General features: G+C 69.7%; 21 protein-coding genes and 1 tRNA gene. 12 read left to right on the plus strand and 10 right to left on the minus strand.

Annotation, left to right across the window (positions count from 1 at the left end):
- Positions 1-76: 76 nt before the first annotated feature.
- The 4 genes from SRB17_RS39040 to SRB17_RS39055 all read left to right on the plus strand — a co-directional run bounded on the left by SRB17_RS39040 (position 77) and on the right by SRB17_RS39055 (position 3,606).
- Entirely contained in the window at positions 77-1,024 is a 948-nt protein-coding gene (locus SRB17_RS39040) for a beta-ketoacyl-ACP synthase III (RefSeq protein ID WP_153545996.1), read from the plus strand.
- A 200-nt stretch (positions 1,025-1,224) separates the two neighbouring features.
- Entirely contained in the window at positions 1,225-1,902 is a 678-nt protein-coding gene (locus SRB17_RS39045) for a GntR family transcriptional regulator (protein ID WP_153546116.1), read from the plus strand.
- 142 nt (positions 1,903-2,044) lie between these two features.
- Positions 2,045-2,464, plus strand: a complete 420-nt coding sequence (locus tag SRB17_RS39050; RefSeq protein ID WP_153545998.1) for a YciI family protein — start codon at positions 2,045-2,047, stop codon at positions 2,462-2,464.
- Positions 2,461-3,606 (plus strand): RNA polymerase sigma factor, encoded by a 1,146-nt coding sequence (locus SRB17_RS39055; protein WP_153546118.1) that lies wholly within the window; start codon positions 2,461-2,463, stop codon positions 3,604-3,606. The genes SRB17_RS39050 and SRB17_RS39055 overlap by 4 nt, the downstream gene beginning before the upstream one ends.
- Before the next feature lie 207 nt (positions 3,607-3,813).
- Here SRB17_RS39055 and SRB17_RS39060 read toward each other — a convergent pair whose 3' ends face one another.
- From SRB17_RS39060 to SRB17_RS39080, 5 genes are all read right to left on the minus strand, one after another.
- Positions 3,814-5,226, minus strand: a complete 1,413-nt coding sequence (locus tag SRB17_RS39060; RefSeq protein WP_153546000.1) for an OFA family MFS transporter — start codon at positions 5,224-5,226, stop codon at positions 3,814-3,816.
- Between the two features lies 1 nt (position 5,227).
- Entirely contained in the window at positions 5,228-6,592 is a 1,365-nt protein-coding gene (locus SRB17_RS39065; protein ID WP_153546002.1) for an MFS transporter, read from the minus strand.
- Between the two features lie 280 nt (positions 6,593-6,872).
- Positions 6,873-9,005, minus strand: a complete 2,133-nt coding sequence (locus SRB17_RS39070) for an acetate--CoA ligase family protein (RefSeq protein WP_153546120.1) — start codon at positions 9,003-9,005, stop codon at positions 6,873-6,875.
- Between the two features lie 4 nt (positions 9,006-9,009).
- Positions 9,010-10,239 carry a formyl-CoA transferase gene (gene frc / locus SRB17_RS39075; protein ID WP_153546004.1) on the minus strand — a complete coding sequence of 410 codons (1,230 nt, stop codon included), beginning with the start codon at positions 10,237-10,239 and terminating at the stop codon, positions 9,010-9,012.
- 11 nt (positions 10,240-10,250) lie between these two features.
- Positions 10,251-11,933, minus strand: coding sequence for a thiamine pyrophosphate-binding protein (locus SRB17_RS39080; RefSeq protein WP_153546006.1), 1,683 nt, complete (start codon positions 11,931-11,933; stop codon positions 10,251-10,253).
- Between the two features lie 235 nt (positions 11,934-12,168).
- Here SRB17_RS39080 and sucC point away from each other — a divergent pair, with 235 nt between their 5' ends.
- The 4 genes from sucC (at position 12,169) to SRB17_RS39100 (ending at position 16,490) form a co-directional block, all read left to right on the plus strand.
- The gene (sucC, locus tag SRB17_RS39085; RefSeq protein ID WP_153546008.1) at positions 12,169-13,299 is read left to right on the plus strand and encodes an ADP-forming succinate--CoA ligase subunit beta; all 1,131 of its coding nucleotides are present in this window, start codon (positions 12,169-12,171) and stop codon (positions 13,297-13,299) included.
- Positions 13,300-13,310: 11 nt separating this feature from the next.
- Entirely contained in the window at positions 13,311-14,192 is an 882-nt protein-coding gene (sucD, locus tag SRB17_RS39090; protein ID WP_153546009.1) for a succinate--CoA ligase subunit alpha, read from the plus strand.
- Between the two features lie 438 nt (positions 14,193-14,630).
- Positions 14,631-16,229, plus strand: coding sequence for an aldehyde dehydrogenase family protein (locus tag SRB17_RS39095; RefSeq protein WP_228396510.1), 1,599 nt, complete (start codon positions 14,631-14,633; stop codon positions 16,227-16,229).
- 176 nt (positions 16,230-16,405) lie between these two features.
- Positions 16,406-16,490, plus strand: a tRNA-Leu gene (locus SRB17_RS39100).
- On the opposite strand, the gene SRB17_RS39105 is transcribed toward SRB17_RS39100, so the two are convergent.
- The 3 genes from SRB17_RS39105 to SRB17_RS39110 form a co-directional block, all read right to left on the minus strand.
- Complete coding sequence (locus SRB17_RS39105; RefSeq protein WP_228396511.1) at positions 16,455-17,537, minus strand: recombinase family protein; 1,083 nt, start codon at positions 17,535-17,537, stop codon at positions 16,455-16,457. The two genes, SRB17_RS39100 and SRB17_RS39105, sit on opposite strands and share 36 nt — an antisense overlap.
- Before the next feature lie 9 nt (positions 17,538-17,546).
- The gene (locus SRB17_RS46940; protein WP_323377279.1) at positions 17,547-18,167 is read right to left on the minus strand and encodes a recombinase family protein; all 621 of its coding nucleotides are present in this window, start codon (positions 18,165-18,167) and stop codon (positions 17,547-17,549) included.
- A 111-nt stretch (positions 18,168-18,278) separates the two neighbouring features.
- Positions 18,279-18,455 carry a hypothetical protein gene (locus SRB17_RS39110; RefSeq protein WP_153546011.1) on the minus strand — a complete coding sequence of 59 codons (177 nt, stop codon included), beginning with the start codon at positions 18,453-18,455 and terminating at the stop codon, positions 18,279-18,281.
- 521 nt (positions 18,456-18,976) lie between these two features.
- Between SRB17_RS39110 and SRB17_RS39115 the strand changes: the two genes are divergently transcribed.
- Positions 18,977-19,906, plus strand: a complete 930-nt coding sequence (locus SRB17_RS39115) for a phosphotransferase family protein (protein ID WP_153546013.1) — start codon at positions 18,977-18,979, stop codon at positions 19,904-19,906.
- An 18-nt stretch (positions 19,907-19,924) separates the two neighbouring features.
- Here SRB17_RS39115 and SRB17_RS39120 read toward each other — a convergent pair whose 3' ends face one another.
- On the minus strand, positions 19,925-21,172 hold the full coding sequence (locus SRB17_RS39120; RefSeq protein ID WP_323377301.1) for a hypothetical protein: 1,248 nt from the start codon (positions 21,170-21,172) through the stop codon (positions 19,925-19,927).
- 415 nt (positions 21,173-21,587) lie between these two features.
- On the opposite strand from SRB17_RS39120, the gene SRB17_RS39125 reads away from it, so the two are divergent.
- The 3 genes from SRB17_RS39125 to SRB17_RS39135 are packed head-to-tail and all read left to right on the plus strand — an operon-like array spanning position 21,588 to position 22,760.
- Positions 21,588-22,115 (plus strand): bifunctional DNA primase/polymerase, encoded by a 528-nt coding sequence (locus SRB17_RS39125; protein WP_153546123.1) that lies wholly within the window; start codon positions 21,588-21,590, stop codon positions 22,113-22,115.
- On the plus strand, positions 22,115-22,435 hold the full coding sequence (locus tag SRB17_RS39130) for a hypothetical protein (RefSeq protein WP_153546017.1): 321 nt from the start codon (positions 22,115-22,117) through the stop codon (positions 22,433-22,435). The genes SRB17_RS39125 and SRB17_RS39130 overlap by 1 nt, the downstream gene beginning before the upstream one ends.
- Positions 22,436-22,439: 4 nt before the next feature.
- The gene (locus SRB17_RS39135; RefSeq protein WP_153546019.1) at positions 22,440-22,760 is read left to right on the plus strand and encodes a hypothetical protein; all 321 of its coding nucleotides are present in this window, start codon (positions 22,440-22,442) and stop codon (positions 22,758-22,760) included.
- A 202-nt stretch (positions 22,761-22,962) separates the two neighbouring features.
- Here the strand turns inward: SRB17_RS39135 and SRB17_RS39140 are convergent, their stop codons facing one another.
- The gene (locus SRB17_RS39140) at positions 22,963-24,222 is read right to left on the minus strand and encodes a DUF4041 domain-containing protein (RefSeq protein WP_228396512.1); all 1,260 of its coding nucleotides are present in this window, start codon (positions 24,220-24,222) and stop codon (positions 22,963-22,965) included.
- Positions 24,223-24,729: the final 507 nt, after the last annotated feature.

Genomic DNA, 24,729 nt, shown 5'->3' on the forward strand with positions numbered 1-24,729 from the left:
CACCTGCCGTCGTACCCGTGGGTCACTGATCAGACTGGTGGATCCCGCTACCCACGGCCACGAGGGGACTTCCGCCATGAACGGCTCGCGCATCGCCGCCATCGGTCACTATCAGCCCGCCCGGGTGCTCACCAACGAGCACCTGGCCGGCATGGTCGACACGAGCGACGAGTGGATCCGCAGCCGGGTCGGCATCCGGACCCGGCACATCGCCGGACCCGACGAGCCGGTCGACGAGCTGGCCGCGCACGCCGCCGCAAAGGCCCTCGCCGCCGCCGGCCTGACCCCCGGCGACATCGACCTCGTCCTGGTCGCCACCTCCACGGCGATCGACCGTTCCCCGAACACCGCCGCCCGGGTCGCGGCCCGGCTCGGCATCCCGCAGCCGGCCGCGATGGACGTCAACGTGGTGTGCGCCGGGTTCACCCACGCGCTGGCCACCGCCGACCACACCGTCCGGGCCGGCGCGGCCGTGCGCGCGCTGGTGATCGGCGCCGACAAGATGTCCGACGTCACCGACTGGAGCGACCGCACCACCTGTGTCCTGGTCGGCGACGGGGCCGGGGCCGCCGTCGTCGAGGCCTGCCCGCCGGGTCAGGAGCCGGGGGTCGGGCCGGTGCTGTGGGGATCGGTGCCGGAGATGGGGCACGCCGTGCGGATCGAGGGCACCCCGCCGCGGTTCGCGCAGGAGGGGCAGAGCGTCTACCGCTGGGCCACCACGCAGCTCCCGGCCATCGCCCGCCGCGCCTGCGAGCGGGCCGGCGTCGCCCCCGAGGACCTCGCCGGGGTCGTCCTGCACCAGGCCAACCTGCGCATCATCGAACCGCTGGCCCAGAAGCTCGGCGCCGTCAACGCCGTCGTCGCCCGCGATGTCACCGAATCGGGCAACACCTCGGCCGCCAGCATCCCGCTCGCCTTCTCCAAGCTGGTCGAGCAGGGTGCCCTCAGCTCCGGCGACCCGGTGCTGCTGTTCGGTTTCGGCGGCAATCTGTCGTACGCCGGGCAGGTCGTACTCTGCCCGTGAGCGGCGACGTGCACGAAGCGGACCACGGGGTGAGGCGAACGGTGAAGTGGGCCGCGGGTGAAGTAGGCGCATACAGGGGGCCGCGGGTGAAGTAGGCGCATACAGGCCTGGAATTTGTGCACCGTAGACTGTAGACAAAAGACAATCGATACTGAGCATCCAGCGTGCACACGCCAGACCTGCCCAGGAGGGGGACCGTGATGTTGCCGACCGGACTGCCGCAGGGGGCGGTGCCCAGGCTGGAACGCCCCGGACCGCTGCGCGAGCGGGTCTACGAGGCCCTGCTCGAGCTCATCACCACCCGGGCGCTGCAGCCCGGCCAGCATCTGGTCGAGAGCGAGCTCGCCGGACACCTGGGCGTCTCCCGGCAGCCGGTGCGCGAGGCGCTGCAGCGGCTCAACACCGAGGGCTGGGTCGATCTGCGGCCCGCACAGGGCGCGTTCGTGCACGAGCCGACCGAGGAGGAGGCCGACCAGCTGCTCACGGTCCGCACCCTGCTGGAGGCGGAGGCGGCCCGGCTCGCCGCCCTCCACGCCGGCGCTCCGGGGGTCGCCGCGCTGGACGAGCTGTGCGCCGAGGGCGAGAAGGCCGTCGCCGCCGACGACGTGGACCGCGCGGTCGCCCTCAACGCGGCCTTCCACGCCAAGGTCATGGAACTGGCGGGCAACGCGGTCCTCGCCGAACTCGCCGCCCAGGTGGACCGCCGGGTTCGCTGGTACTACACCCCGGTCGCCCGGCAGCGCGGGCGCCAGTCGTGGATCGAGCACCGGGAACTGATCACCGCGATCGCCAAGCGCGACCAAGAACGGGCCGCCTTCCTGATGCGCAACCACACCGAACACACCCGCCGCTCGTACCAACAGCGCAACGGGTCCTGACCAGCGGGTTCGCGGAAAGGTCATCGGACGCGCACCGGAGAGGCAAAGAAATTCGGACGCCGATGTCGAGAACCCGGGTCCGGCTCCGTCCCCGGGGTGAACGCGACCACAATGGGTCGCACGAGCACCGAGGAGAACCACGATGGCCAAGTACCTGCTGCTGAAGCACTACCGCGGCGCCCCGGAGGCGGTCAACGACGTGCCGATGGACCAGTGGACGCCGGAGGAGATCTCGGCCCACGTGCAGTACATGAACGACTTCGCGGCCCGGCTGGAGAAGACCGGCGAGTTCGTCGGCGGTCAGGCGCTCGCCCCCGAGGGAGCGTGGGTCCGCTACGACGGCGAGGGGCGTCCGCCGGTCACCGACGGCCCGTTCGCCGAGACCAAGGACCTCATCGCCGGCTGGATGATCATCGACGTCGACAGCTACGAGCGGGCCGTCGAGCTGGCCGGGGAACTGTCGGCCGCGCCGGGGGCCGGCGGCAAGCCGATCCACGAGTGGCTCGAGGTGCGGCCGTTCCTGGCCGCGACGCCCACCGTCACGGAGTGCCCTCATCGATGAACCAGGCCCTGCTCCGGAGCCTCACGCCGAGCGTGCTCACCGTCCTCGTCCGCCGCGGAGCCGACTTCGCGGCGGCCGAGGACGCCGTGCAGGACGCGCTCGTCGAGGCGCTCCGCGTCTGGCCGGCCGACCCTCCGCGGGATGCGAAGGGCTGGCTGATCACCGTGGCCTGGCGCCGGTTCCTCGACGCGAGGCGGGCGGACACCGCCCGCCGCCGGCGTGAGGACCTCGTCGACGAGGAGCCGGCGCCAGGGCCCGCGTCCGCGGTGGACGACACCCTCCAGCTCTACTTCCTGTGCGCCCACCCGTCGTTGACGCCGTCGTCCGCCGTCGCGCTCACGCTGCGCGCCGTCGGCGGGCTGACCACCCGCCAGATCGCCCAGGCCTACCTGGTGCCCGAGGCGACCATGGCGCAGCGGATCAGCCGGGCCAAGCGCACCGTCTCCGGCGTGCGCTTCGACCAGCCCGGCGATGTCGCCACCGTGCTGCGCGTCCTATACCTGGTCTTCAACGAGGGCTACTCCGGCGCCGTCGACCTCGCCGCCGAGGCCATCCGGCTCACCCGGCAGCTCGCGGCCGCCGTCGACCACCCCGAGGCGGCGGGGCTGCTCGCCCTCATGCTGCTCCACCATGCCCGGCGCGCCGCCCGGACCGCGCCCGACGGTAGCCTGGTGCCGCTCGCCGAGCAGGACCGCGGCCGGTGGGACACGCACCTGATCGCCGAGGGCGTCGCCGTCCTCCAGGCCGCCCTCGCCCGCGACCGGCTGGGCGAGTTCCAGGCCCAGGCCGCCATCGCGGCACTCCACGCCGACGCGCCCACCGCAGAGGAGACCGACTGGGTGCAGATCGTCGAGTGGTACGACGAGCTCACGCGCCTGACCGACAGCCCGGTCGTCCGGCTCAACCGGGCGGTCGCCGTCGGGGAGGCCGACGGACCGCGCGCCGGCCTGGCGGCGGTCGCCGCGCTGGACGCCTCACTGCCCCGCCATGCCGCGGTGGCGGCGTACCTCCACGAGCGCGACGGCGACCTGGCGACGGCGGCACGGCTGTACGCCGAGGCGGCCCACAAGGCACCCAACCTCGCCGAGCGCGACCACCTGACGCGCCAGGCCGCCCGGCTCAACACCCGCCGATCCCGCTGACGAGTCGCGCCCGGACTTTCCCCCGGCACTGGGCGCGCGCCGCGTCGGCGACACCATGCGTACTGCAGGCGCGGTGACCCAAGGCCGGCGCAGGGCATGTGGTGTGTATACGGTCTTCCCCCTCCGGCGATCGGCGTGCGGATCGTGGAGGGGGAACATCCGGGAGACGTGCTCAGGAGGACGTCGGCCGCTCCCTCACCGCCGGCCTCAGGCCGTCGGCTGTGTCCTCGGTGCCGTCACGGCCTGCTCGGCCGCCTTGTCCCGGCCCGGCTGCCGCAGCAGCAGGGCGATCGCCGCGGCCACCATCGACACCCCGCCGGCCAGCGCGTAGGCGCCGTTGTAGCCCCAGGCGCCGACCACCATGGAGCCGAGGCCGCCGCCGAACAGGCCGCTGACCAGCTTGCCGCTGTACACCAGGCCGTAGTTGGTGGCGTTGTAGTTCTCGCCGAAGTAGTCCGGGGTCAGCGCCGCGAACATCGGGTAGAAGGCGCCGCCGCCGAAGCCGGAGAGGAAGGCGAAGAACAGGAACAGCCACTCGTTCTTGATGTCACCGGCCCAGATGACACCGAACTGGGCGAGCCCCAGGACCACGATGACGAACACCAGTGACGTCTTGCGGCCCCACAGGTCCGACAGCCAGCCGACGACGGCGCGCCCGACGCCGTTGATGACCGCCATGACGCCCATCGAGGACGCCGCGACCAGCGGGCCGAAGCCGATCTGCTTGGCGTAGTCGACCTGGAAGGAGATCCCGAAGATCGACACACCGGCGGTCATGACGATGCTGACCCACATCAGCGGCAGCATGCCGGTCCTGATGGCCTCCTTCGGTGTGAACTGCCGTACCGCGGGCGGGTTCTTGGCCAGACTCGCGGCGCTCCTGGTGTTCCCCGAGAACGACAGCGGGTCGGCATCGGCCGGCCACCAGTTCTTCGGCGGGTCCTTGAAGAACCAGGCGCACACGGCGACCACGATCAGCACGTACACGCCGATCAGATCCAGCACCTCGTCGTAATTACCGGTGTCGAAGGCGTAGTTGAAGATGAAGATGAACGGCAGCGAGCCGTACGCGAAGCCGCCGTTGACGAAGCCGGTCTTCGCGCCGCGCCGCTCCGGGAACCACTTGCCGACCATGTTGATGCAGGTCGCGTAGATCAGCCCGGAACCGAGGCCGCCGACGACACCGAAACCGAGAATGGCCAGGAACACGTTGTCGAGGTGGGACAGCGCCAGGAAGCCGAGCAGACACATCGCGGCGCCGAGGTACATCGCGCGGCGCGCCGTGAGGATGCCCCGCTCGCGCAGCCAGCCCGCCGGGAAGGCGATGCCGGCCTGGAAGAACACCCAGATGCTGAGGATCCAGAAGGTGTTGCTCTGGGTCCAGCCGTGCGCCTCGGACAGGGTGTCCTCGGCGGAGCCGTAGGCGTACTCGGAGACGCTGATGGCCATCATCGCTATCCATGGCAGGTACACCATGAGCTTGCGCGAGTGGCCGAGCAGGTCGCGGTCCGTCTCACCGATGCGGTAGACCCGCCCGCGGGAGTCGGTTACTTCGCGGTACGAGCGGTTCGCCGCGCCGGGATCGGCCGGCGTGTTCCGTGTTGTGGGATCAGCCGTCATGTCAGGCCATCTCCTCGCCGAGGGGGTGGGGATTGGGGACGATGCGCCGGACGCTGAGCCTGCCCGGCGCTCTGAGGAACAGCGCCAGTACGGCGCAGGCGAGCCCGGTGCAGCCCGCCAGGAGGAACGCGGCGTGCGGATCCCGGGCGGCGTAGCCCGCCGTACCCGTGCCGCAGCCGATGGCGACCGGCAGGAGCCAGGCGCCGGTGAGCAGTCCGTGGACGCTCGGGTGGTGGTTCTCACCGAAGTGGTCCGCGGCCAGCGCGGTGATGAGCGTGAGCGCCGTCGCGCCGGCGGCCGCGGTGGCCGCCGCACAGCCGAGGAGCAGTGCCCCGCTGCCCGTGCGGGCCGCGATCAGCGCGCCGAACTGTGCGGTGCCCAGCAGCAGACAGCCCGCGATGAGGACGCTGCGCCGCCCCGAGCGGTCCGAGAGCGCACCGGCCACGGCCGCCGCGGTGCCGCCCGCGGCGGTCACCGACCGCGGCAACTCGGGGGAGAGGCCCAGCCGTTGGGCATACCGGACCTGAAGGACGAGGTCCAGTACGGTGACTCCGGCCGCGCCCAGCAGGCACAGCCACATCAGCCACAACACCGGGCTTCGGGCCGCCTGCCGGAGGGTGTGATGGCGTACGGCGGGCGGGTTCCTGTCCCGTGCGCGCCGTACGGCCGGATCCGGTGGCACGGACAGCGGGTCGGGCCGCGGCGGCCACCAGTTCCGCGGCGGATCCCGGAAGAGCCGGCCGGTGCCGGCCACGGCCAGGGACACGCCGGCGCCCGTGACCGCGAGCAGCACCCGCGGGTCGGCGTCCACGACCGGACGGAGCAGAAACGGTACGGCCCCGAAGGCGAGACCGCTCGCCACGACTCCCGTGGGGCCGCCCCGGCGCTCCGGCCACCACCTGCCCGGCAGCGTCAGACAGGTGGCGTGCACCAGTCCGGCCCCGGCACCGGCGCACACGGCGAACGCCAGCCGGGCGAGGGTGAGTTCGGGGGACAGGGCGAGCGCCAGATACCCGGCCAGGGTGCCGAGCGCTCCGGTCGTCATGGCGGCGCGGGCCGGGAGCCGGCCGCTCTCCCGCAGCCGCCCGGCAGCGAGGGCGACGGCCGCCTGGGCGAGCGCCCACAGGCCCGCCGGCCAGTACAGGTCCCCGCCCCACCGGTGGGCGGCACGGAGACCGGCCTGCGCCACGAAGAACGCGTACGCGGCTCCACTGATGCCCGCCATGCCCACCCAGGGCAGGACGACCATCCAGATCCGGCCACGGCCCAGCAACTCGACGTCGCTCTCGCCGACCCGGTACACGCGGCCCCTGCGGTCCCTCACCTCCCGGCACAGCACGGAGGCGGGAGGGTCGATGGTTTCCATCTCGCGGCTTGCACCCCTTGCGTCGAAAGTTCTGGCCAGCGCCCCCTGTCCATTGCCTTTCGTGCGCGCGCGGGTCCCGGGGCCGGCCGACGCGCACCGCCGGCCGGCCCCCACGTCACTCACCTCATGAGCCACCCCCGAGCATCCGGCCCGTCTCCCACCACCGCGCTGACGGACGGGCCTTCGGCCCGCAGCCTTTCTGCCGCCCGCGCCCGGCGGGCGGTGTTCCGCCCGCGGGCAACCCCCGGACCCCCGGCCGACGCCAGGCGGGCGCCCGTCATCACAGGAGCCCCGCCGCCCGCGCCCAGCGGTACTTCGCGCCCAGCACGGCCACCGGCTTCTCGGTCGTGTACGGGTACGCCACGACCCCCCGCTCGAACAGGTACTGGCAGGCCTCCTCGACCTCGACGTCCCCCGCGAGGGACGCCACGACCGGCTTCTCGATCCCGCGCTCGCGGAACTCGGCGACCACGCGCGCCGTCAGCTCCGCGAACACCATCGGCGGGGTGACGATCGTGTGCCAGTAGCCGAGCACGAGCGCGTGGATCCGCGGATCCTGCAGACCGAGCCGGATCGTCGCCTCGTACGTCGACGGCGGCTCGCCCCCGGTGATGTCGACCGGGTTGCCGGCCGCTCCGAACGGCGGGATGAACCGGCGGAACGCCTCGTCCAGGTCGGGCGGGATCTCCATCAGGGACAGCCCGTTGTCGGTCACCGCGTCCGACAGCAGCACTCCGCTGCCGCCCGCGCCGGTGATGATCACGACGTTGTCGCCCTGGGGGGCGGGCAGGACGGGCAGGGCGCGGGCGTACTCCAGCATGTCGTTCAGGCCCGGCGCCCGGATCACGCCGGCCTGCCGCAGGATGTCGTCGTACACCGCGTCGTCGCCCGCGAGCGCTCCCGTGTGCGAGCCGGCCGCCTTCGCGCCCGCCGCCGTACGGCCCGCCTTCAGCACCACGACCGGCTTCTTCGGCACGGTCGCCCGGGCTGCCGCCACGAACGCCCGCCCGTCCTTGAGGTCTTCCAGGTGCATCGCGATGCACTCGGTGTGCGGGTCCTCGCCGAACCAGGTCAGCAGGTCGTCCTCGTCCAGGTCCGACTTGTTGCCGAGGCCGACGATCGCCGACACGCCCGTCTTCGTGGTGCGGGCGAAGCCGAGGATCGCCATGCCGATGCCGCCGGACTGCGAGGTCAGCGCCACCCCGCCCTTGACGTCGTACGGCGTGCAGAACGTCGCGCACAGGTCCTGCCAGGTGGAGTAGTACCCGTAGATGTTCGGGCCGAGCAGCCGGACCCCGTGCCGCTCGGCGATCTCCACGATCTCCGCCTGGAGTTCGTGCTCGCCGGTCTCGGCGAAACCGGAGGGGATGAGGACGGCGTTGGGGATCTTCTTCCGTCCCACCTCCTCCAGCGCGGCTGCCACGAACCTGGCGGGAATGGCGAAGACGGCCACATCCACCTCACCGGGAACGTCCGTGACACTCTTGTACGCCTTGCGGCCCAGAATGTCATCGGCCTTGGGGTTCACCGGATGGATCTCCCCGGAGAAACCGCCGTCGATGAGATTGCGCATGACCGAGTTACCGATCTTGCCCGTCTCGTTGGACGCGCCGATGACGGCGACGGAGGACGGCTGCATCAGCCGGCGCATCGTCGACAGGATCTCGTCGCGTGTGTACGTCTTCCTCTGCACCGGCTGTTTCTCGGCGAGGATCACCCGGATGTCGGCGGCCACCGCGCCCTCCGCCGTCGCGATCACCGGGTTGAGGTCCACCTCGGCGATCTCCGGAAAGTCCGCGACGAGTTGGGAGACCCGCCGGATCTGCTCGGCCACCGCCCACCGGTCCACGCCGGCCTGCCCGCGCACCCCGCGCAGGATCTCCGCCGACCGGATGGAGTCCAGCATCGACAGCGCCTCGTCGGCCGTGACCGGCGCCAGCCGGAACGTCACGTCCTTCAGCACCTCGACCAGTACCCCGCCGAGCCCGAACGCCACCACCTTCCCGAAGGTCGGGTCGGTGACCGCTCCGACGATGACCTCCTGGCCCGTGGGCAGCAGCTCCTGCACCTGCACGCCCTCGATCCGGGCCGCGGCGTCGTAGGCGCGGGCGTTCTCCACGATCCGGCAGAACGCGGCGCGTACGTCCGCCGCGCCCTCCACGCCGACCACGACCCCGCCGGCGTCGGTCTTGTGCAGGATGTCCGGCGAGACGATCTTCATGACCACCGGCCCGCCGAACCGCGCCGCCGCGGCCACCGCCTCGTCGACGTCCGTCGCCAGTTCCTCGCCCGGTGCGGCGATCCCGTACGCGTCGGCGATCACCTTGCCCTCGGGCGCGGTGAGCGCGGTACGGCCCTCGGCGCGTACGGCGTCGAGGAGGGCGCGCACCCTCAGCTCCCGGTCCTCCGCCATCACGTCAGATCACTCCGTTCGACTTGAGTAGGCGCAACTCCTCGTCGCCGAGGCCGAGTTCGCCGACGTAGACCTCATGGTTGTGCTCGCCCAGCAGCGGTGAACTCGTCACTTCCACGCGGGAGTCGGAGAGCTTGAGCGGGCTGCCGACGGTCACGAACTCGCCGCGTTCGGGGTGCGGAACGCGCACCACCATCTCGTTGGCGGCGAGCGAGGCGTCCTCGATGATCTCCCTGGTGGACAGGATCGGCCCGCACGGGATGTTGTGCGCGTTCAGCTTCTCCAGCACCTCCCACTTGGGGAGGGTGGCGGACCACTCCTCGATCAGCTGGAACATCTTGTTCAGCTTCGGCAGCCGGGCCTCGGGGGTCGCCCACTCGGGGTCGCCGGCGAGTTCGGGCCGGCCGATGAGTTCGGTGATCGGCTTCCAGCCGACGGGCTGGACGATGACGTACACGTAGTCGTTCGGGCCGCCCGGCGCGCACTTGACCGCCCAGCCGGGCTGCCCGCCGCCGGAGGCGTTGCCGGAGCGTGGCACCTCGTCGCCGAAGTCCTCGTTCGGGTACTCGGCGAGCGGCCCGTGCGCCAGGCGCTGCTGGTCGCGCAGCTTCACCCGGCACAGGTTGAGCACGGCGTGCTGCATGGCGACGTTGACCCGCTGGCCGCGCCCGGTGCGCTCACGCTGGAAGAGTGCCGCCAGTATCCCGGCTACTGTATGCACTCCGGTGCCCGAGTCACCGATCTGGGCCCCCGTCGCCAGCGGCGGGCCGTCCTCGAAGCCGGTGGTCGACATCGACCCGCCCATGGCCTGCGCGACGACCTCGTACGCCTTGTAGTCGGTGTACGGCCCCTCGCCGAACCCCTTGATGGAGGCGTAGACGATCCGGGGGTTGATCTTCTTGATGCGGTCCCAGGTGAACCCCATACGGTCGACCGCGCCCGGACCGAAGTTCTCCACCATGACGTCCGAGCGCCGGATCAGCTCGGTCAGGATCTCCTTGCCGCGCTCGGTCTTGGTGTTCAGGGTGATGCTGCGCTTGTTGCAGTTGAGCATCGTGAAGTAGAGGGAGTCGACGTCGGGCAGATCGCGCAGCTGCCTGCGCGTGATGTCACCGCTCGGCGCCTCCAGCTTGATGACGTCGGCGCCGAGCCAGGCCAGCAGCTGGGTGGCGGAGGGCCCGGACTGGACGTGCGTCATGTCCAGGACGCGGATGCCGTCAAGAGCCTTGGTCATGACGGGTCTCCTCACTTGTACATGGTCTGGTTCATGGTTCCGGGGGCGTACGCGTCCGGGTCGACCCAGACGTTGATGAGCGACGGCTTGCCCGACTCGCGGGCCCGGCGCAGCGCGGGGCCGATGTCGGCGGGGTCGCGGACCTCCTCGCCGTGACCGCCCAGCAGCTGCGCGAACTTGTCGTACGCGACGTCGCCGAGGGTGTTGCCGATCCGCTCGCGCTCCTTGCCGTACTTGGCGGCCTGGCCGTAGCGGATCTGGTTCATCGAGGAGTTGTTGCCGACGACGCCGACGAACGGCAGGTCGTAGCGGACCAGGGTTTCGAAGTCCCAGCCGGTGAGCGAGAAGGCGCCGTCCCCGAAGAGCGCGACGACCTCCTTGTCCGGGCGTGCCTGCTTCGCGGCGAGCACGAACGGGACGCCGACGCCGAGCGTGCCGAGCGGACCCGGGTCCATCCAGTGGCCCGGCGACTTGGGCTGGACGACCTGCCCGGAGAAGGTGACGATGTCGCCGCCGTCGCCGATGTAGACCGAGTCCTCGGTGAGGAAGTCGTTGATCTCGCTGACGAGCCGGTACGGGTGGATGGGCGACGCGGCCGACCTCAGCTGCGGCAGCCGCTTCTCGATCGCCGCCTGCTCGGCCGCGCGCAGTTCGTCCAGCCACTCCTTGCGCTTGGCGGCCCCGCCGTCGATGCGTCCGGAGGCCGCCTCGGTGACGGACTTCAGGACCAGCCCGGCGTCGCCGACGATGCCGAGGTCGATGTCCCGGTTCTTGCCCACCGTCCGGTAGTCCAGGTCGATCTGGACGACCGTCGCGTCGGGGGAGAGACGTTTGCCGTAGCCCATGCGGAAGTCGAAGGGCGTGCCGACGATCACGATGACGTCGGCACCTGCGAAGGCGTACCGGCGGGAGAGCTGGAAGTGGTGCGGGTCGCCGGGCGGCAGGGTGCCGCGTCCGGCGCCGTTCATGTACGCCGGGACGTTCAGGGTGCGCACCAGCTCGATGGCGGCCTCGGTCCCCCGGGTCGTCCACACCTGGCTGCCCAGCAGGATCGCCGGCTTCTCGGCGTGCACGAGCAGGTCGGCGAGCTTCTCGATCGCCTCGGGGTCGCCGGCCGAGCGGGTGGAGGCGCGGTAGGCGCCGGCCCTCGGTACGCGTACCTTGTCGGCCGGCACCTTCGCGTCCAGGACGTCGCGGGGGATCTCCAGGAAGGAGGGGCCGGGTGCGCCGTGGTAGCACTCGCGGAACGCCATCGACACCATGTCGGCGGCGCGGGCGGTGTCCGGCACGGTCGCCGCGAACTTGGTGATCGGCGTCATCATGTCGACGTGCGGCAGGTCCTGCAGGGACCCCATCTTGTGCTGGGTGAGCGCCCCTTGGCCGCCGATCAGCAGCATCGGGGACTCCGCGCGGAAGGCGTTGGCTACCCCGGTGACGGCGTCGGTCGTGCCGGGGCCCGCGGTCACCACCGCGCAGCCAGGCCTGCCGGTGATCCGGGCGTAGCCGTCGGCGGCGTGCGCGGCGACCTGCTCATGGCGTACGTCGACGACTTCTATGCCCTCGTCGACGCAGCCGTCGTAGATGTCGATGATGTGGCCGCCGCACAGCGTGTAGATGCGGTCGACCCCCTCGGCCTTCAGTGCCTTGGCAACGAGATGACCACCGGAGATCACGTCCTGGGTGTCGTCGGGCATGGCGAAGTCCTGTCCCTTTCGTAGGGGTTGGGCGGCTCGCGGTGCACTGCATTCGGACAGTCGGAGGGCTGTATGCAGTAGATTGCATACAGTCGACGAATACTGTATGAAGCTTGTTATCCCGCATCCCGCGGGTGGTGTCCAGGGGGCGTACACACTTTTCGGTCACCGGAGCCCGGTCCATTCCAGTCAGTGACGGCCGGGCTCGCGACAACCTCGCAGACAGGAGCCGCACATGGACCTGTACGAACACCAGGCACGCCAGCTCTTCGAGGAACACGGAATCCCCGTGCCGCGGGCCGAGGTCACCGACTCGCCCCGGCAGGCCCGCGAGATCGCCCGCCGGCTCGGCGGCCGGGCCGTGGTCAAGGCGCAGGTGAAGACCGGCGGACGCGGCAAGGCGGGCGGGGTCAAGTTCGCCGCCGACCCCGCCGCCGCGGAGCTGACCGTACGTCAGGTCCTCGGTATGGACATCAAGGGCCACCGGGTCGGCACGGTGATGCTCGCCGAACCGGTCGAGATCGCCGAGGAGTTCTACGTCTCCTACGTCCTCGACCGCACTGCCGGCGGCTTCCTCGCCATCGCCTCCGCCCAGGGCGGCATGGAGATCGAGGAGGTCGCGGCGACCCGGCCGCAGGCGGTGGCACGGGTCCCCGTCGACCGGGCCGAGGGCGTCACCTCCGCCAAGGCCGGGGAGATCGCGAGCGCGGCCGGGCTGCCCCCGCAGACCGTCGACGTCCTCGTACGGCTGTGGGAGGTACTGATCCGCGAGGACGCCCTGCTGGTCGAGGTCAACCCGCTGGTGCGCACCGCCCAGGGGCGGATCCTCGCCCTGGACGGCAAGGTCACCCTGGACGACAACGCCCGCTTCCGGCAGGCCCGTTGGGGCGCACGGGACGAAGAGCACCAGGACCCGCTGGAGGCGGCCGCCGCCGGGCGCGGCCTCACCTACGTCAGGCTCGACGGCGAGGTCGGGGTCATCGGCAACGGCGCGGGCCTGGTCATGTCGACCCTGGACGTCGTCGCCGGCTGCGGCGCCCGCCCCGCCAACTTCCTCGACATCGGCGGCGGGGCCTCCGCGCAGGTGATGGCCGACGGACTGTCGGTGATCCTCTCCGACCCGGCCGTGCAGTCCGTCTTCGTCAACGTCTTCGGCGGGATCACCGCCTGCGACGCGGTCGCCGAGGGAATCGTCGCGGCCGTCGACACCGTCCGGCTGACCAAGCCGCTCGTCGTCCGCCTCGACGGCAACAACGCCGCACGCGGACAAGCGATCCTCGGCGAGCGCGCCCATCCGCTCGTCGAACAGGCCACCACCATGGACGGCGCCGCGCGCCGGGCCGCCGAACTCGCCCACAACGCCTGAGGAGCCGGGACATGGCCATCCACCTCACCAAGGAGAGCAAGGTCCTCGTCCAGGGCATGACCGGGAGCCAGGGCATGCGGCACACCCGGCGCATGCTCGCGGCCGGCACGAACGTCGTCGGCGGGGTCAACCCGCGCAAGGCCGGACAGACCGTCGACTTCGACGGACAGACCGTCCCGGTCTTCGGCTCGGTCGCCGACGGTATGCGGTCGACCGGAGCCGATGTCACCGTCGTCTTCGTGCCGCCCGCGTTCGCCAAGGCCGCCGTCATCGAGGCCGCCGACGCCGGCATCCCGCTCGCCGTCGTCATCACCGAGGGCATCCCGGTCCACGACACGGTCGCCTTCACCGCGTACGCGCGCCGGAACGGCACCCGGATCATCGGCCCCAACTGCCCCGGCCTGATCACCCCCGGCCAGTCCAACGCCGGCATCATCCCCGCCGACATCACCAAGCCCGGCCCCGTCGGCCTGGTCTCCAAGTCGGGCACGCTGACGTACCAGCTCATGTACGAGCTCCGCGACATCGGCTTCTCCACCTGCGTCGGCATCGGCGGCGACCCGGTCGTCGGCACCAGCCACATCGACTGCCTGGCCGCCTTCCAGGACGACCCCGACACCGAACTCGTCGTCCTCATCGGGGAGATCGGCGGCGACGCCGAGGAACGCGCCGCCGCGTACATCCGCGACCACGTCACCAAGCCGGTCGTCGGATACATCGCCGGCTTCACCGCACCGGAGGGCCGGACCATGGGCCACGCCGGCGCGATCGTCTCCGGCTCCACCGGCACCGCCCGCGCCAAGCAGGAGGCCCTGGAGGCAGCCGGAGTCCGCGTCGGCCGCACCCCGACCGAGACGGCCCGACTGGTCCTGGACATCCTCCACGCCGACTGACCGGCCCCGGCTGACCCGCCCTGGGCGACGCTCGCTACCGAACCAGGGGTCGCGCGACAGGGGTGTGTCCGGGAAGGGTGCCGCGTCTGCGGTGGTGACGGCGGCCGAGTCGGCGACCGTGCCTGAGATCGCGACGGCGCCCGAGACCGCCACCGCACCCGAATTGGCAAGCGAGCGCAAGACGGCGAGCAAGCCGAGGAAGAGGACGAGCCTACGACCGCGACCGAGCCCAGGACGCGGAGCCTCGGCCGAACCGATCAGGGCCCCACCGGTCCCCACCGAGCCCCGACTCCCTCCCCAACCAACCTCAAGCCCCCCACCCCATCCTCGAGCCACTCCACCCCATCCCAGAGCCACCCCTCTCCACCCACCCCTCTCCACCCCCACCCCACCCCTCTCCACCCCGCCCCGACCGTGCAGCGAGAGCGGAGCCGACGCATGACACCCACCCTCACCCCGAACCCGTCGCCCCCGAACCCCGCCGAGCGCCCGCCCGCCCCGGCCCCCACGCTCCTGAAACCCGGCACGGCCTACACCGACGCCTGGCGGCGCTGCCTCGCCGCCGCGCCCGAGGCCTTCCGGGACGACCGTGTCCTCAATCTCTGGGGTGCCGAATGGCGGCCCGACGGCCGTACGCTCCCGGCGACCACCCCGGTCGACGGCACCCCGATCGCAGGCGCCCCGCGGCTCGACGGCGCCACCGCCCAACATGCCGTACGAGCGGCCCTCGACCAGCACCGGGCCTGGCGGCACATCCCGCTGCCCGAACGGCGGGCGCGGATCGCCGCCACGCTGGACGCGCTCAGCGCACACCGCGACCTGCTCGCCCTGCTGCTCGTGTGGGAGATCGGCAAGCCATGGCGGCTCGCCCTCGCGGACGTCGACCGGGCGATCGACGGCGTGCGCTGGTACGCAGACGGCATCGAGCCCATGCTCGCGGGCCGGACCCCGCTGGACGGACCGGTGTCCAACATCGCCAGCTGGAACTATCCGATGAGCGTGCTCGTGCACGCCGCCTTCGTGCAGGCCCTGGCCGGCAACGCCGTGATCGCCAAGACACCGACGGACGGCGGTGCGGCCTGCCTCACCCTCGCCATGGCGCTGGCCGCACGCGAGGGCGTGCCGGTCACCCTGGTCGGCGGCAGCGGCCGCGAGCTGAACCAGGCACTGGTACGGGCGCCGGAGATCGGCTGCGTGTCCTTCGTCGGCGGCCGTGACACCGGAGCCGACGTCGCCACGGCGGTCGCCGGCCTCGGAAAACGGCACATCCTCGAACAGGAGGGCCTGAACACCTGGGGCATCTGGGACTTCTCCGGCTGGGAGCGGCTCAGCGCCCTGATCCCCAAGCTCTTCGACTACGGAAAACAGCGCTGTACCGCTTACCCGCGTTTCGTCGTGCAGCGTTCCCTGTTCGACGCGTTCCTGGCGGCCTACCTCCCCGCGGTCCGCTCCGTTCGCGTCGGCCACCCCCTCGCGGTCGCGGACGCGGCCGATCCACTCCCCGAACTGGACTTCGGCCCACTGATCAACGCGGCCAAGGCCAAGGAACTCACCGACCAGGTCGCCGAGGCCGTCGACCGGGGCGCCGTACCGCTGTACCGCGGCCGCCCCGACCACTCACGGTTCCTGCCGGGACAGGACACCTCCGCCTACGTCCACCCGGTCACCCTCCTCAACCCGCCGCCGTCCTCCCCGCTGCACCACGCGGAGCCCTTCGGCCCCGTCGACACGATCGTCCTGGTCGACACCGAGGCCGAACTGTTGGCTGCCATGAACGCGTCCAACGGCGCCCTGGTCGCCACCCTCGCCACGGACGACCGGTCCACCTACGACCGGCTCGCCCCGCAGATCCGCGCCTTCAAGACCGGACACGGCGTTCCCCGCTCCCGCGGCGACCGCGACGAGCTGTTCGGCGGTTTCGGCGCCTCCTGGCGCGGTGCCTTCGTCGGCAGCGATCTTCTGGTGCGCGCCGTGACCCGGGGCCCGGCGGGGGAGCGGCTGCCCGGAAACTTCCCGGAGTACCAGCTCATGCCCTGACCCTCACGGCTCGTACGCGGGATCATGCATTCTGTATACCGCCGCCGACCCAGGCGGCCCGGCTCGCCCCGGGCCGCCTCCACGGGACGGATACGCAGGTGAAACGCACTCCGAAACCTTGGTATTGTTGTCCCTGTCGCCGCGGGGAACACCCCCCGCAAGGCGGCAGACACCTAGTCCGGGTGGCGGAATGGCAGACGCGCTAGCTTGAGGTGCTAGTGCCCTTTATCGGGCGTGGGGGTTCAAGTCCCCCCTCGGACACTCCTTATAGCGATACGGAATCGAGGGCCTCGACCTGACGGTCGCGGTCCTCGTTGCGTTGTCGTACGCGATCGTGATGCCCAGGGCCTCGTAGAGGGGCTCCTTCTTGTCGGCGTCGGCGGCCTGGATACGTTGTGCGATGTCTCCGAGCCTGTCAGTGACCTCCCGGATCTGGTCTGCCGTGAGGGCTGGTTCCTTCTTCTGGGTGACGGTGGGCAGCGCGTCGAGCTTCTTCTGTGCTGCTTCCCTGTCACGTTGCGCGTCGTTGATCCACTGGGTGACGACGGCCGGGTCGGCTCCGGAGTCGAGGGCGGCTTGGTAGCGAGCGAGGCGCCGCTCGCATTCCTTGATCGCCTGGCGGACTTGGGCCTGTTCGGGGGTTTCGGGCTGTGCAGAGCTTGCCGCGATGCCGGCCTGGCTGAGTGCGGTGATGGTGGCGGTGAGCCGCTCGGGGGTGAAGGCGCGGGCGATCCATGCATCCAGTGCCTGGCAGATGATGTCTTCGCGCAGGTTGATGGTGCGCGGATGCTCGAGCCCGGGGTAGAGGGCTGCTTCCTGTTCCTTGTACTCGCATCGGTAGTAGACGCAGTCGCGGATCGCCGAGGGCTGCATCTTCCGTCCGCACAGAGTGCACTTCACCCGGCCTCGCAGGACGTAGGCCCGCTGGCTGCTTCGCCGGTTGGGGCGTTCCTGTTGCTGGTAGGCGCGGGCGCGTTGCCTGCGGGCCCGCTGGGCGGCTTCGAAGAGTTCCTTGGTGATGAGCGGGGTGTGTGCGGGTTCGTTGGACCAGATCCATTCGTCGCTGGGGTTGCGGGTCATGGTGGTGCGGTGGCCGAGGGTGACGTCGTCGATGTCGAGGAGGCGTTCTTCCTTGCGCTGTTTGTTCCAGACCTCGTGGCCGGTGTAGCGGGGGTTGAGGAGGATCGCTCTGACGGTGCCGGCCTGCCATGTCTTCTTCGTGCGGTGGGGGTTGCGGGCGGCGTCGTGGGCGGAGGGGCAGGGGATGCCGTCGTGGTTGAGGTGGAGGGCGATGGCCTCGTCGATCATGCCGTCGACCTACATGGTGAAGATGCGCAGTACGACGGGTGCGGTGGTGGGGTCGGGTTCGAGTTTGTGCAGTCGCTGTCCGGCGGCCGCTTTGGCGGGGTTGGGGTGGGTGCCGGCGTCGGTGATCCGGTAGCCGTAGGGCGGTCGTCCGCCGAGGTAGCGGCCCTGGAGTTTGGCCTGGGAGCTCATCGCGGTCCGGACCCGGATCTTGATGCGGTTGCGTTCGCCCTTGCTCATGCCGCCGAAGACGGACATGACGAGGTCGTGGGCTTCGTAGTCGGGGTCGATGGGGCCGCCGACCTCCGGGACCCACAGCGGGATGCGGAAGTGGACGAAGACGGCGAAGGTGTTGCCGAACTGGTTGCCGTAGAAGGTGCGCTGCGGCTCCCCGATCACGACCGCGTCGAACCCGCGGTTTGGGTTGCGGAGGGCTTGGAGGAGTTCGTTGGCTCGGGGGCGGCGCTGCCAGGGCAGGGAGCGGCTGTGGCCGATGTCGAAGTACTCGGCGACGATTTGACCCCCGGCGGGCTCGATGAGGGCTCGGGCGCGGGTGAGCTGCCAGTTTCTGGAGGCCTCCGGATCTTGGAGATCCTCGGTGGAACAGCGTCCGGCGAAGGCGAAACGGATCACGTGCGGTCAGACCCCTGGCGTGTGTGGCGTGGAGCGAGTGGCGGGTGTTATGTGTCGGTCTGTGGTATCTCGATCGGATGAGAAGAGCCAGCCGTGCCCATCCCTGCCTGCCTATGCGTCTTCGTGATCGGGGCGCTGTTGGCCCGGATCGGCGATCACGGCGTGAAGGAGCTGCAGGAGGGCGGCTGCGACGGTCTCCGTCACGGCGGGTGGCTTGTCGGGGAGGGGCACGTAGATCTTCTTGGGGTTGTCCGGACTTGAGTACGGCTCGGATGGGGGCTGCGGCATGCGCTGCTGGGCGCCGGGCCAGGTGACTCGTCGGTGCTGACACATCTCGTATAGAGACGTTGTACGTCGGTTTTGCCTTCCTGGACCGGCCAGAGGCAAGGCGGCTGGCTGCGGATTCTTCCCGCTCGGACCGAACCCGGCGGACAGCCCGACTCGTCTGCCATTGGGACCCTGACCATGGGAAACGTCCTGGTCACGGCCCCAAAGCGTACGCCGGGGTTTCCCGCTTGTACCTGCGGTTTCCCAGCGGTTTCCCGGGGGTTCCCGGGGGATTGTGCACGGGATGCGCACGCTGGCTTGGTGCCAGGGGCATGCCGTCGGGCTGTGAGGTGGTGGGCAGGTGACAGCCCCGACAGGATTCAACCTGCGCACACGGCTCCGTAGCCCAGGTGAGAGCGCGAGGTCATAGGGCCCCTGACCTGCACGGGAAGCTGTGACCGAGCGGGCCCCGATCAAGATCATTACGCCCCTATTACGCAGGCGGCCTGTCGGGCTGTGGGTCCGGCCCGTATGGTCGAAGCATGATCTCGGGCAGCAGCGGGACACCGGACGGTGGCAGCGCGGAGTTCACGGCGGAGGGCCTGGAGCCCGTCCTCCGGAAAGCATGCGCGAGGGCTGGCCTCGACTCCCACGGCGCCGAACTGCTGCGGCTGGGGTCGAACGCGGTCTATCGCCTGACCTCCTTACCCATCATCGTGCGCATCGCGCGTGATCCGTCGGTGCTCGCCGAGATGCAACGGGCCGTGGGTGTGGCCCGGTGGCTTGAGACCGGGGACTTCCCGGCTATGCGTGTGCCGGCGCCGGTCGTGCAGCCGCTCGTCGTCGGCGGCCTGGTGGTCACCTTCTGGGAGAGCGTTCAGGAGCGCGAGGAGTATGCGACGGTCGGCGAGCTGGCCGACCTCCTACGCCGCTTGCACTGGCTTGAGGAACCCGAATCTCTGGGCCTGCCGTACTTCGACCCGCTGGCCAAGCTGGCGGTGTCTCTCGACGGCCTGGGCGGCATCTCGGGGGAGGACCGGACGTTCCTGGAGGAGCGAGCGGCGGCCCTCGCCAAGGATTACGACCGCCTGGACTTCGTCCTCCCCTTCGGCCTGATCCACGGTGACGCCAGCATCGGGAACATCCTCCGCCACAGAGACGGGCACGCTGTGCTCATCGACCTGGACGGCTTCGCCCTCGCCCCACGCGAGTGGGACCTGATCCAGACGGCGATCTTCTACGACCGGTACGGCTGGCACACAAAGGCGGAGTACGCCGAATTCGTGCACCGGTATGGTTTCGACCTGATGAACTGGCCCGGCTACGAAACGCTCGCCGACCTCCGTGAGCTGATGATGGTTTCCTGGCTCGGCCACCAGGTCACGACGAGCGAGCGCTCTGCCGCCGAATTCGCTCGGCGAGTGCGTTCCCTCCGCACGGGGGAGGGCCGAGACGAGTGGGGCCCGTTCTGAGCGTGTGGAGACCTGCGCTCAGACACCGACGAGGGCGCCAGAGGCCACCCACAGTCTGTGTTCTCTGACCTGCTCGGTGAAAGCCTGTACGTCCGCGCTGTCGTCGGCCGCTGTGAGGTTCTGACGGAACTCGGTGAGGTAACTGACGCAGCGTGCCGACTTAAGTTGCTCGCCCAGGTCAAGCGCATCGAGCGCCACCCGACACGCCTCCTCGACGTCTCCGGCGCGCAGGTGCGCGTCGGCCAGAACCATGGTGGCGAAGAAGTCGCTCCGCACGTGGGTGCCGCTCATGGCGTTCTCGGCGTAAGCGACGGCCTGCCGGGCGCTGTTGACGTCGCGGAAGCAGTGGGCGGCCTCGGCGGCAAGTTCAGCTTCGTCGAAGTAGGTGATCCACTCAGGCTCGTCGTCGCGATTCCGGCTCTCCAGCGCCTTTGTGGCGGCGCTCAGGGCGGCCTCGCACCCGGCGACGTCTCCGGTACGGGCGAGGGCGCGGGCCTCCATCGCGTGGAACTGAGCCCGCAATGTCGGCGTGGCCACCGGCGAAATGCCCATGAGCGCTGCACGGGCGAGAGTGGCGGCCTCGGTGTACCGCCCCAAGAAGGTCGCCTGGTGGCTCATCGCTGACAGGACGCTGCCTGCAAACCGGCGATCGTTGGCATCCTGGGCAAGGCGGAGCGCCTGGAGGAAGTACCTCTGGGCGAGCCCGTGGCGGCAGGCGTCGTAAGACATCCAACCGGCAAGGAGCGTGGCTTCCGCCACGGTGGAGAACAGGGCTCGACCTACCTGCTCGGTGTAGCGGCCTCGTAGAAGCGGGGCCACGTCGTTGTTGAGGTACTGGATGACCGAGTGCCGCGCATGTTCTCCGCCGAACTGGTCGTCGAGCCGGGCGAACATGTCCGCCGTGGTCTTCACGGCTGTCACGTCGCCAAGACCAACTCGCATTCCGTCGGATCGAGGGCGAGGGATGCCCGGCTCGGGTGCGACCAACCACCGAAGGGACGCCTCGTTCCACGCGGGCTCGGACGGTTCCGCAGTGAGCAGTGGGTCGTACTGGTTGAGGTCTGCCCGCCACAACTGGCTGACCGTCTGAATGGCGTCGTCCGGGCTGGCGGGGTACGCGGCGTCCAGTACCGGAGCGTCCTTCAGCTCTCCGTGCTTCAACCCGAGTTCTGCAGCGCCTGCGGCGAAGGCATCACACAGCAACGGGCCGTAGAAGTCGTCCGGTGTGCTGTGTCCGTTCTCCCAACTCGCGATACGCCGCTTCACACTGGCGTCCGAAGGAAGCTGATGACCGCGCTGAGCTGCTGCCTGGCGCAGCTCCCTCACCAGCCTTGGCTGGCTCCAGCCCCGGCTGATGCGGGCTTCACGTAAGCGGACGCTGGTCGGCTTCATCGAGCGGTGCCCCTTCACTCCCGCGCGCATGCGCCGGTGTGGCAACTCAGCTTGCCCGATCGAATGTACGCGCTGGTGATGGCATCTTGCAGGCAGTAACCGAAGATCGTCTGCCGGAAGGTCGGTGACGGGGGATGACAAGACATGCGTGAACGCGTCATCCCCCGTCACCTCTCGTCATCTGCCCTGGTCAGGTACTGAGCGCTGAGTCTGGTCCTACTGCGGCATCGGGGCCGCACGGTGGTCCGACTGAGGGTGAGACGACGTGCACAGGATGACCAGGCGGGGCATGGAGTGGCTGTCTGCGGCGGCGGACAATCCGGTCGAGTGCCGGCAGGTGTGGGCTGACGATCCGCGGATGCCCGCGTTGCTGCCGACTGGCCGCTTCTTCGACGTCTTGAGCGTGGACCAGCACCTCGGCATGGAGATGTACGACCGGCTCCTGCGCAGTGGAATGCCGTTCGGGCCTACAGCCATCGACCGCAAGGCACAACGAGTCGGGTTCTTCCTCAACTCCCAGAGTCGCGAGTCCTTCACGCACTACCTCGAACGCGAAACCTCGACTCCTCCGACGTACCGGTACCTCGATGAGGGCTCGGCCGTCGTCGTCCCTGGCCCTACTCCGCTGTTCGATGACCGGTACCAATGGCTTCGCCCGCCTACGCGCCGGCCGGAAGCCAATCCGCTACGCCCGGTCGCCCTCGCGACGGCGCTGGTGGCTTCCGCGGAGCTGCTGGCAAGGATCGACCGCTTCGACGAGCAGTACCCGACCCCGTACCCCGCGGTCGCTGCACTTCCCGAGGAGACCGACCACTGATGCCGCATGAGCCGACCGACGGAGACGACGCTGCCACGTGGTCGCCACTGGACAGCGAGGGCTGGTACGCGGCACGAAACGCGACGACCGCACTGCGGGACGCCCTCGTGAGGGCAGGTCTGGAGAAAGACTTCCCGTACCTGCGCGCGGACTTGAACGCCTTCGGGCATGGCCTCGTCGAGCTGGGCCGGGTCTCGCCCGATACGGCGGAGCGCCTCGCGGAACTCCTGAGATTGGCGCTCGCCAGTGGATTCCGCCGTGACCACGACCGCGACGAGCATGCCTCGGCAACCAGCGAAAAGAACGAGGGAAGGATCTAAGGCCATGACCGACCGGCGAGGAGTGGTGGCCAAGCGAGCGGAAGACTTGGTTCCTGGTGTGCCCTACGTCCGAGGCTGGGCACGTGCACGACGAAGCGCCGGTTCCTTGGCCGATCAACTCGTGCTCCTCGGACTAGACTCCGACTTTCCCAGCCTGGTAGCTGACGTGAACGTCTTCGGTGACGGACTGGTGCAGCTCGGCACCGTTCGCCCCGAAGCGGCCGATCTGCTTGCGCAGCTGATCACTGCTGGACTGGACGCAGAGATGGACAGCAAGGCGGCTGAAGCGCATCCGAGCAGCCGGCACGAGACACCTGCAGCCTGAAGGCTCCCCGGACGCCCCGGCTCGCCCGGCCGGAGCACGCTTCACGGTCAGCCAGCCTGGCCCCGTGCGACAGCATCCCCCAGCGCTGGCGTACGGGGCCCATTGCTATGCCAACGCGCTTGTCGGCCTGCCGCTCGGCCGGGACCGGCGCCCCAGCGCCGCAGCCCGGACGAAGCGGCAGGCCAACACGTGACATCGCGGATCAGCTCGCTTGGCTGGCGCGCCATTCCAGGGCCTGAGGTTCTTCCGTGAACTCGACAAGGTGCTGGCCGGCGTACCGCTGGAGGGCATCGCGCACCTGAGCCGGGGTGACGCGGAAGAACTCCTTTCGAGCGTTGACGCGGTTGACTCGGTAGACTGCGAACTCTTGGTGCATCTGCGACTCCAGACCCACCGCGTCCTTGCTGAAGATCAGTGCATGGACGTCGAACCGGAACGGGACCGATGCACCACTCAGCTCGTAGACGCGCTCCAGTGGCTCCAGCCGTCGGGTCATCCCGATCTTGACCATCCGCTCGCCGAAGGCACCGATGTTGGAGATCACGTATACGTAACCGGCGCGGACATTGGCGGCACGTGCCTCGACGGAGCTGAGGGACTCTTCAATCTCTGCGAGTTTGGCTTCCATCTCCGCTACTGCCTCTGTATCCCCACGTTCCCGGAGGCGGTCCAAAGCGGCCTGATAGTGGCCCAACTCCTTCTGGAGCTTCTCCCGCTCCCGGTCCAGCTCCCGCTGGGCGGCAGCCTCTTCCTTCTCTCGCGCCCGAATCTCTCGCTGAGATTCCTTCTCCTCTTCCTTCTTCTGCAGGAAGTCGGCAGTCAGCTGCAGTTCACGGACCCGCGCGTCGTGGTAGGCATCGGAAATGCGGATGTTCATGGTCGCACCGAGCTTCGCGATGGTCTCCCGACTCTTGTAGAGGCGGTCGATGAGCGAGTTGAGACGGTGGGGGCGCATCGAGCGAACCGCGTAATCAGCCTCGGCGTTGTATGCCCTGAGCATGAGCTTCGAGAAGTCCTTGACCATCTTGCGCCCGGCGCTAGCCGACCCGTTGACCGTCCAGTGCTGCACTGTGAGGACTGCTTGGTCGGTACGCGCGAGGCTCTTGATCTCGTCCTTCAGCGAATCCAAGCGAGTGCGGTAGGCAATGGCATCCTGCAACTGGTGCCGGTAGGCGTAGATTCCGACCTGCTGGAGCATCGCCGTTTCGTCAGTGGTCACGACCTGGGCCTGGAGTTCGGCAAGCCGGCAGTTGGCCGCGTAGGTTTCCTGCCGAGCCCTGTCTGCTTCCTTCCGTGCGCGGTCAGCTTCTTTGGTGGCCTTCTTCGCCTCCGCTTTCTCTGTCTTCGCCTCGTCCCGAGCCTTTTGGCGGATCTGCTCCGCCTCAGCCTCTGCGGCTTCGCGCACAGCAGCGGCTTCCTCGCTCGCCAGACGCAGGGCGTCAAGGACCTGGACGGCGTCCATGCCTTGCGTACTCGTTATCCACGCCCGCAACTGTTCGATCTCTTGGCTTTCGTCGCGACGACGCCTGCCGAACAAGCCAGTGCGGGGAGCTGGGGAGATGGGAGACAACGGGGGTGTAGCGGACCCTGCATCGACTACCGGGTTGCCGTGCGTAGGGACTGGTGGCGGGGCTGGCGCCGCGAGGGCACTCGTGGCTTGGCCCGGCAGCTCCGTGATGCCCTTGCTGAGGTCAACAGCACTCACGCTACTTGAGGTGTCGGGTACCCAAAGCTGCCAACCCGCTGGCGGTGCTGGCCATGAGGGGTCGGGATGCCAGCCGGGAGGTGGCATCCATCCTGGAGGCGGCGTCGGCCAGCCTGGTGGCGGATTGAACCGATACGTCATCATTGCGCCCCCCAACTCGGCCTGTCCCCACAGACCGATACTGGTTCCACAGTCCGCGCTCCTCAGAGTGCGGAGAGTTAGTAGACCGAGGTTACTATCCCTGCGCGGTCCTAGACCCACCCC

Origin of the sequence: Streptomyces sp. RB17 (assembly GCF_009604455.1) — a bacterium.
Lineage (GTDB): Bacteria > Actinomycetota > Actinomycetes > Streptomycetales > Streptomycetaceae > Streptomyces.

Excerpts from the sequence above, each read along its gene's own strand:
- SRB17_RS39040 (WP_153545996.1), top strand. The coding sequence starts at position 77 with ATGAACGGCTCGCGCATCGCCGCCATCGGTCACTATCAGCCCGCCCGG.
- SRB17_RS39045 (WP_153546116.1), top strand. The coding sequence starts at position 1,225 with ATGTTGCCGACCGGACTGCCGCAGGGGGCGGTGCCCAGGCTGGAACGC.
- SRB17_RS39050 (WP_153545998.1), top strand. The coding sequence starts at position 2,045 with ATGGCCAAGTACCTGCTGCTGAAGCACTACCGCGGCGCCCCGGAGGCG.
- SRB17_RS39055 (WP_153546118.1), top strand. The coding sequence starts at position 2,461 with ATGAACCAGGCCCTGCTCCGGAGCCTCACGCCGAGCGTGCTCACCGTC.
- SRB17_RS39060 (WP_153546000.1), bottom strand. The coding sequence starts at position 5,226 with ATGACGGCTGATCCCACAACACGGAACACGCCGGCCGATCCCGGCGCG.
- SRB17_RS39065 (WP_153546002.1), bottom strand. The coding sequence starts at position 6,592 with ATGGAAACCATCGACCCTCCCGCCTCCGTGCTGTGCCGGGAGGTGAGG.
- SRB17_RS39070 (WP_153546120.1), bottom strand. The coding sequence starts at position 9,005 with ATGGCGGAGGACCGGGAGCTGAGGGTGCGCGCCCTCCTCGACGCCGTA.
- frc (WP_153546004.1), bottom strand. The coding sequence starts at position 10,239 with ATGACCAAGGCTCTTGACGGCATCCGCGTCCTGGACATGACGCACGTC.
- SRB17_RS39080 (WP_153546006.1), bottom strand. The coding sequence starts at position 11,933 with ATGCCCGACGACACCCAGGACGTGATCTCCGGTGGTCATCTCGTTGCC.
- sucC (WP_153546008.1), top strand. The coding sequence starts at position 12,169 with ATGGACCTGTACGAACACCAGGCACGCCAGCTCTTCGAGGAACACGGA.
- sucD (WP_153546009.1), top strand. The coding sequence starts at position 13,311 with ATGGCCATCCACCTCACCAAGGAGAGCAAGGTCCTCGTCCAGGGCATG.
- SRB17_RS39095 (WP_228396510.1), top strand. The coding sequence starts at position 14,631 with ATGACACCCACCCTCACCCCGAACCCGTCGCCCCCGAACCCCGCCGAG.
- SRB17_RS39105 (WP_228396511.1), bottom strand. The coding sequence starts at position 17,537 with ATGATCGACGAGGCCATCGCCCTCCACCTCAACCACGACGGCATCCCC.
- SRB17_RS39110 (WP_153546011.1), bottom strand. The coding sequence starts at position 18,455 with ATGCCGCAGCCCCCATCCGAGCCGTACTCAAGTCCGGACAACCCCAAG.
- SRB17_RS39115 (WP_153546013.1), top strand. The coding sequence starts at position 18,977 with ATGATCTCGGGCAGCAGCGGGACACCGGACGGTGGCAGCGCGGAGTTC.
- SRB17_RS39125 (WP_153546123.1), top strand. The coding sequence starts at position 21,588 with ATGGAGTGGCTGTCTGCGGCGGCGGACAATCCGGTCGAGTGCCGGCAG.
- SRB17_RS39130 (WP_153546017.1), top strand. The coding sequence starts at position 22,115 with ATGCCGCATGAGCCGACCGACGGAGACGACGCTGCCACGTGGTCGCCA.
- SRB17_RS39135 (WP_153546019.1), top strand. The coding sequence starts at position 22,440 with ATGACCGACCGGCGAGGAGTGGTGGCCAAGCGAGCGGAAGACTTGGTT.
- SRB17_RS39140 (WP_228396512.1), bottom strand. The coding sequence starts at position 24,222 with ATGGACGCCGTCCAGGTCCTTGACGCCCTGCGTCTGGCGAGCGAGGAA.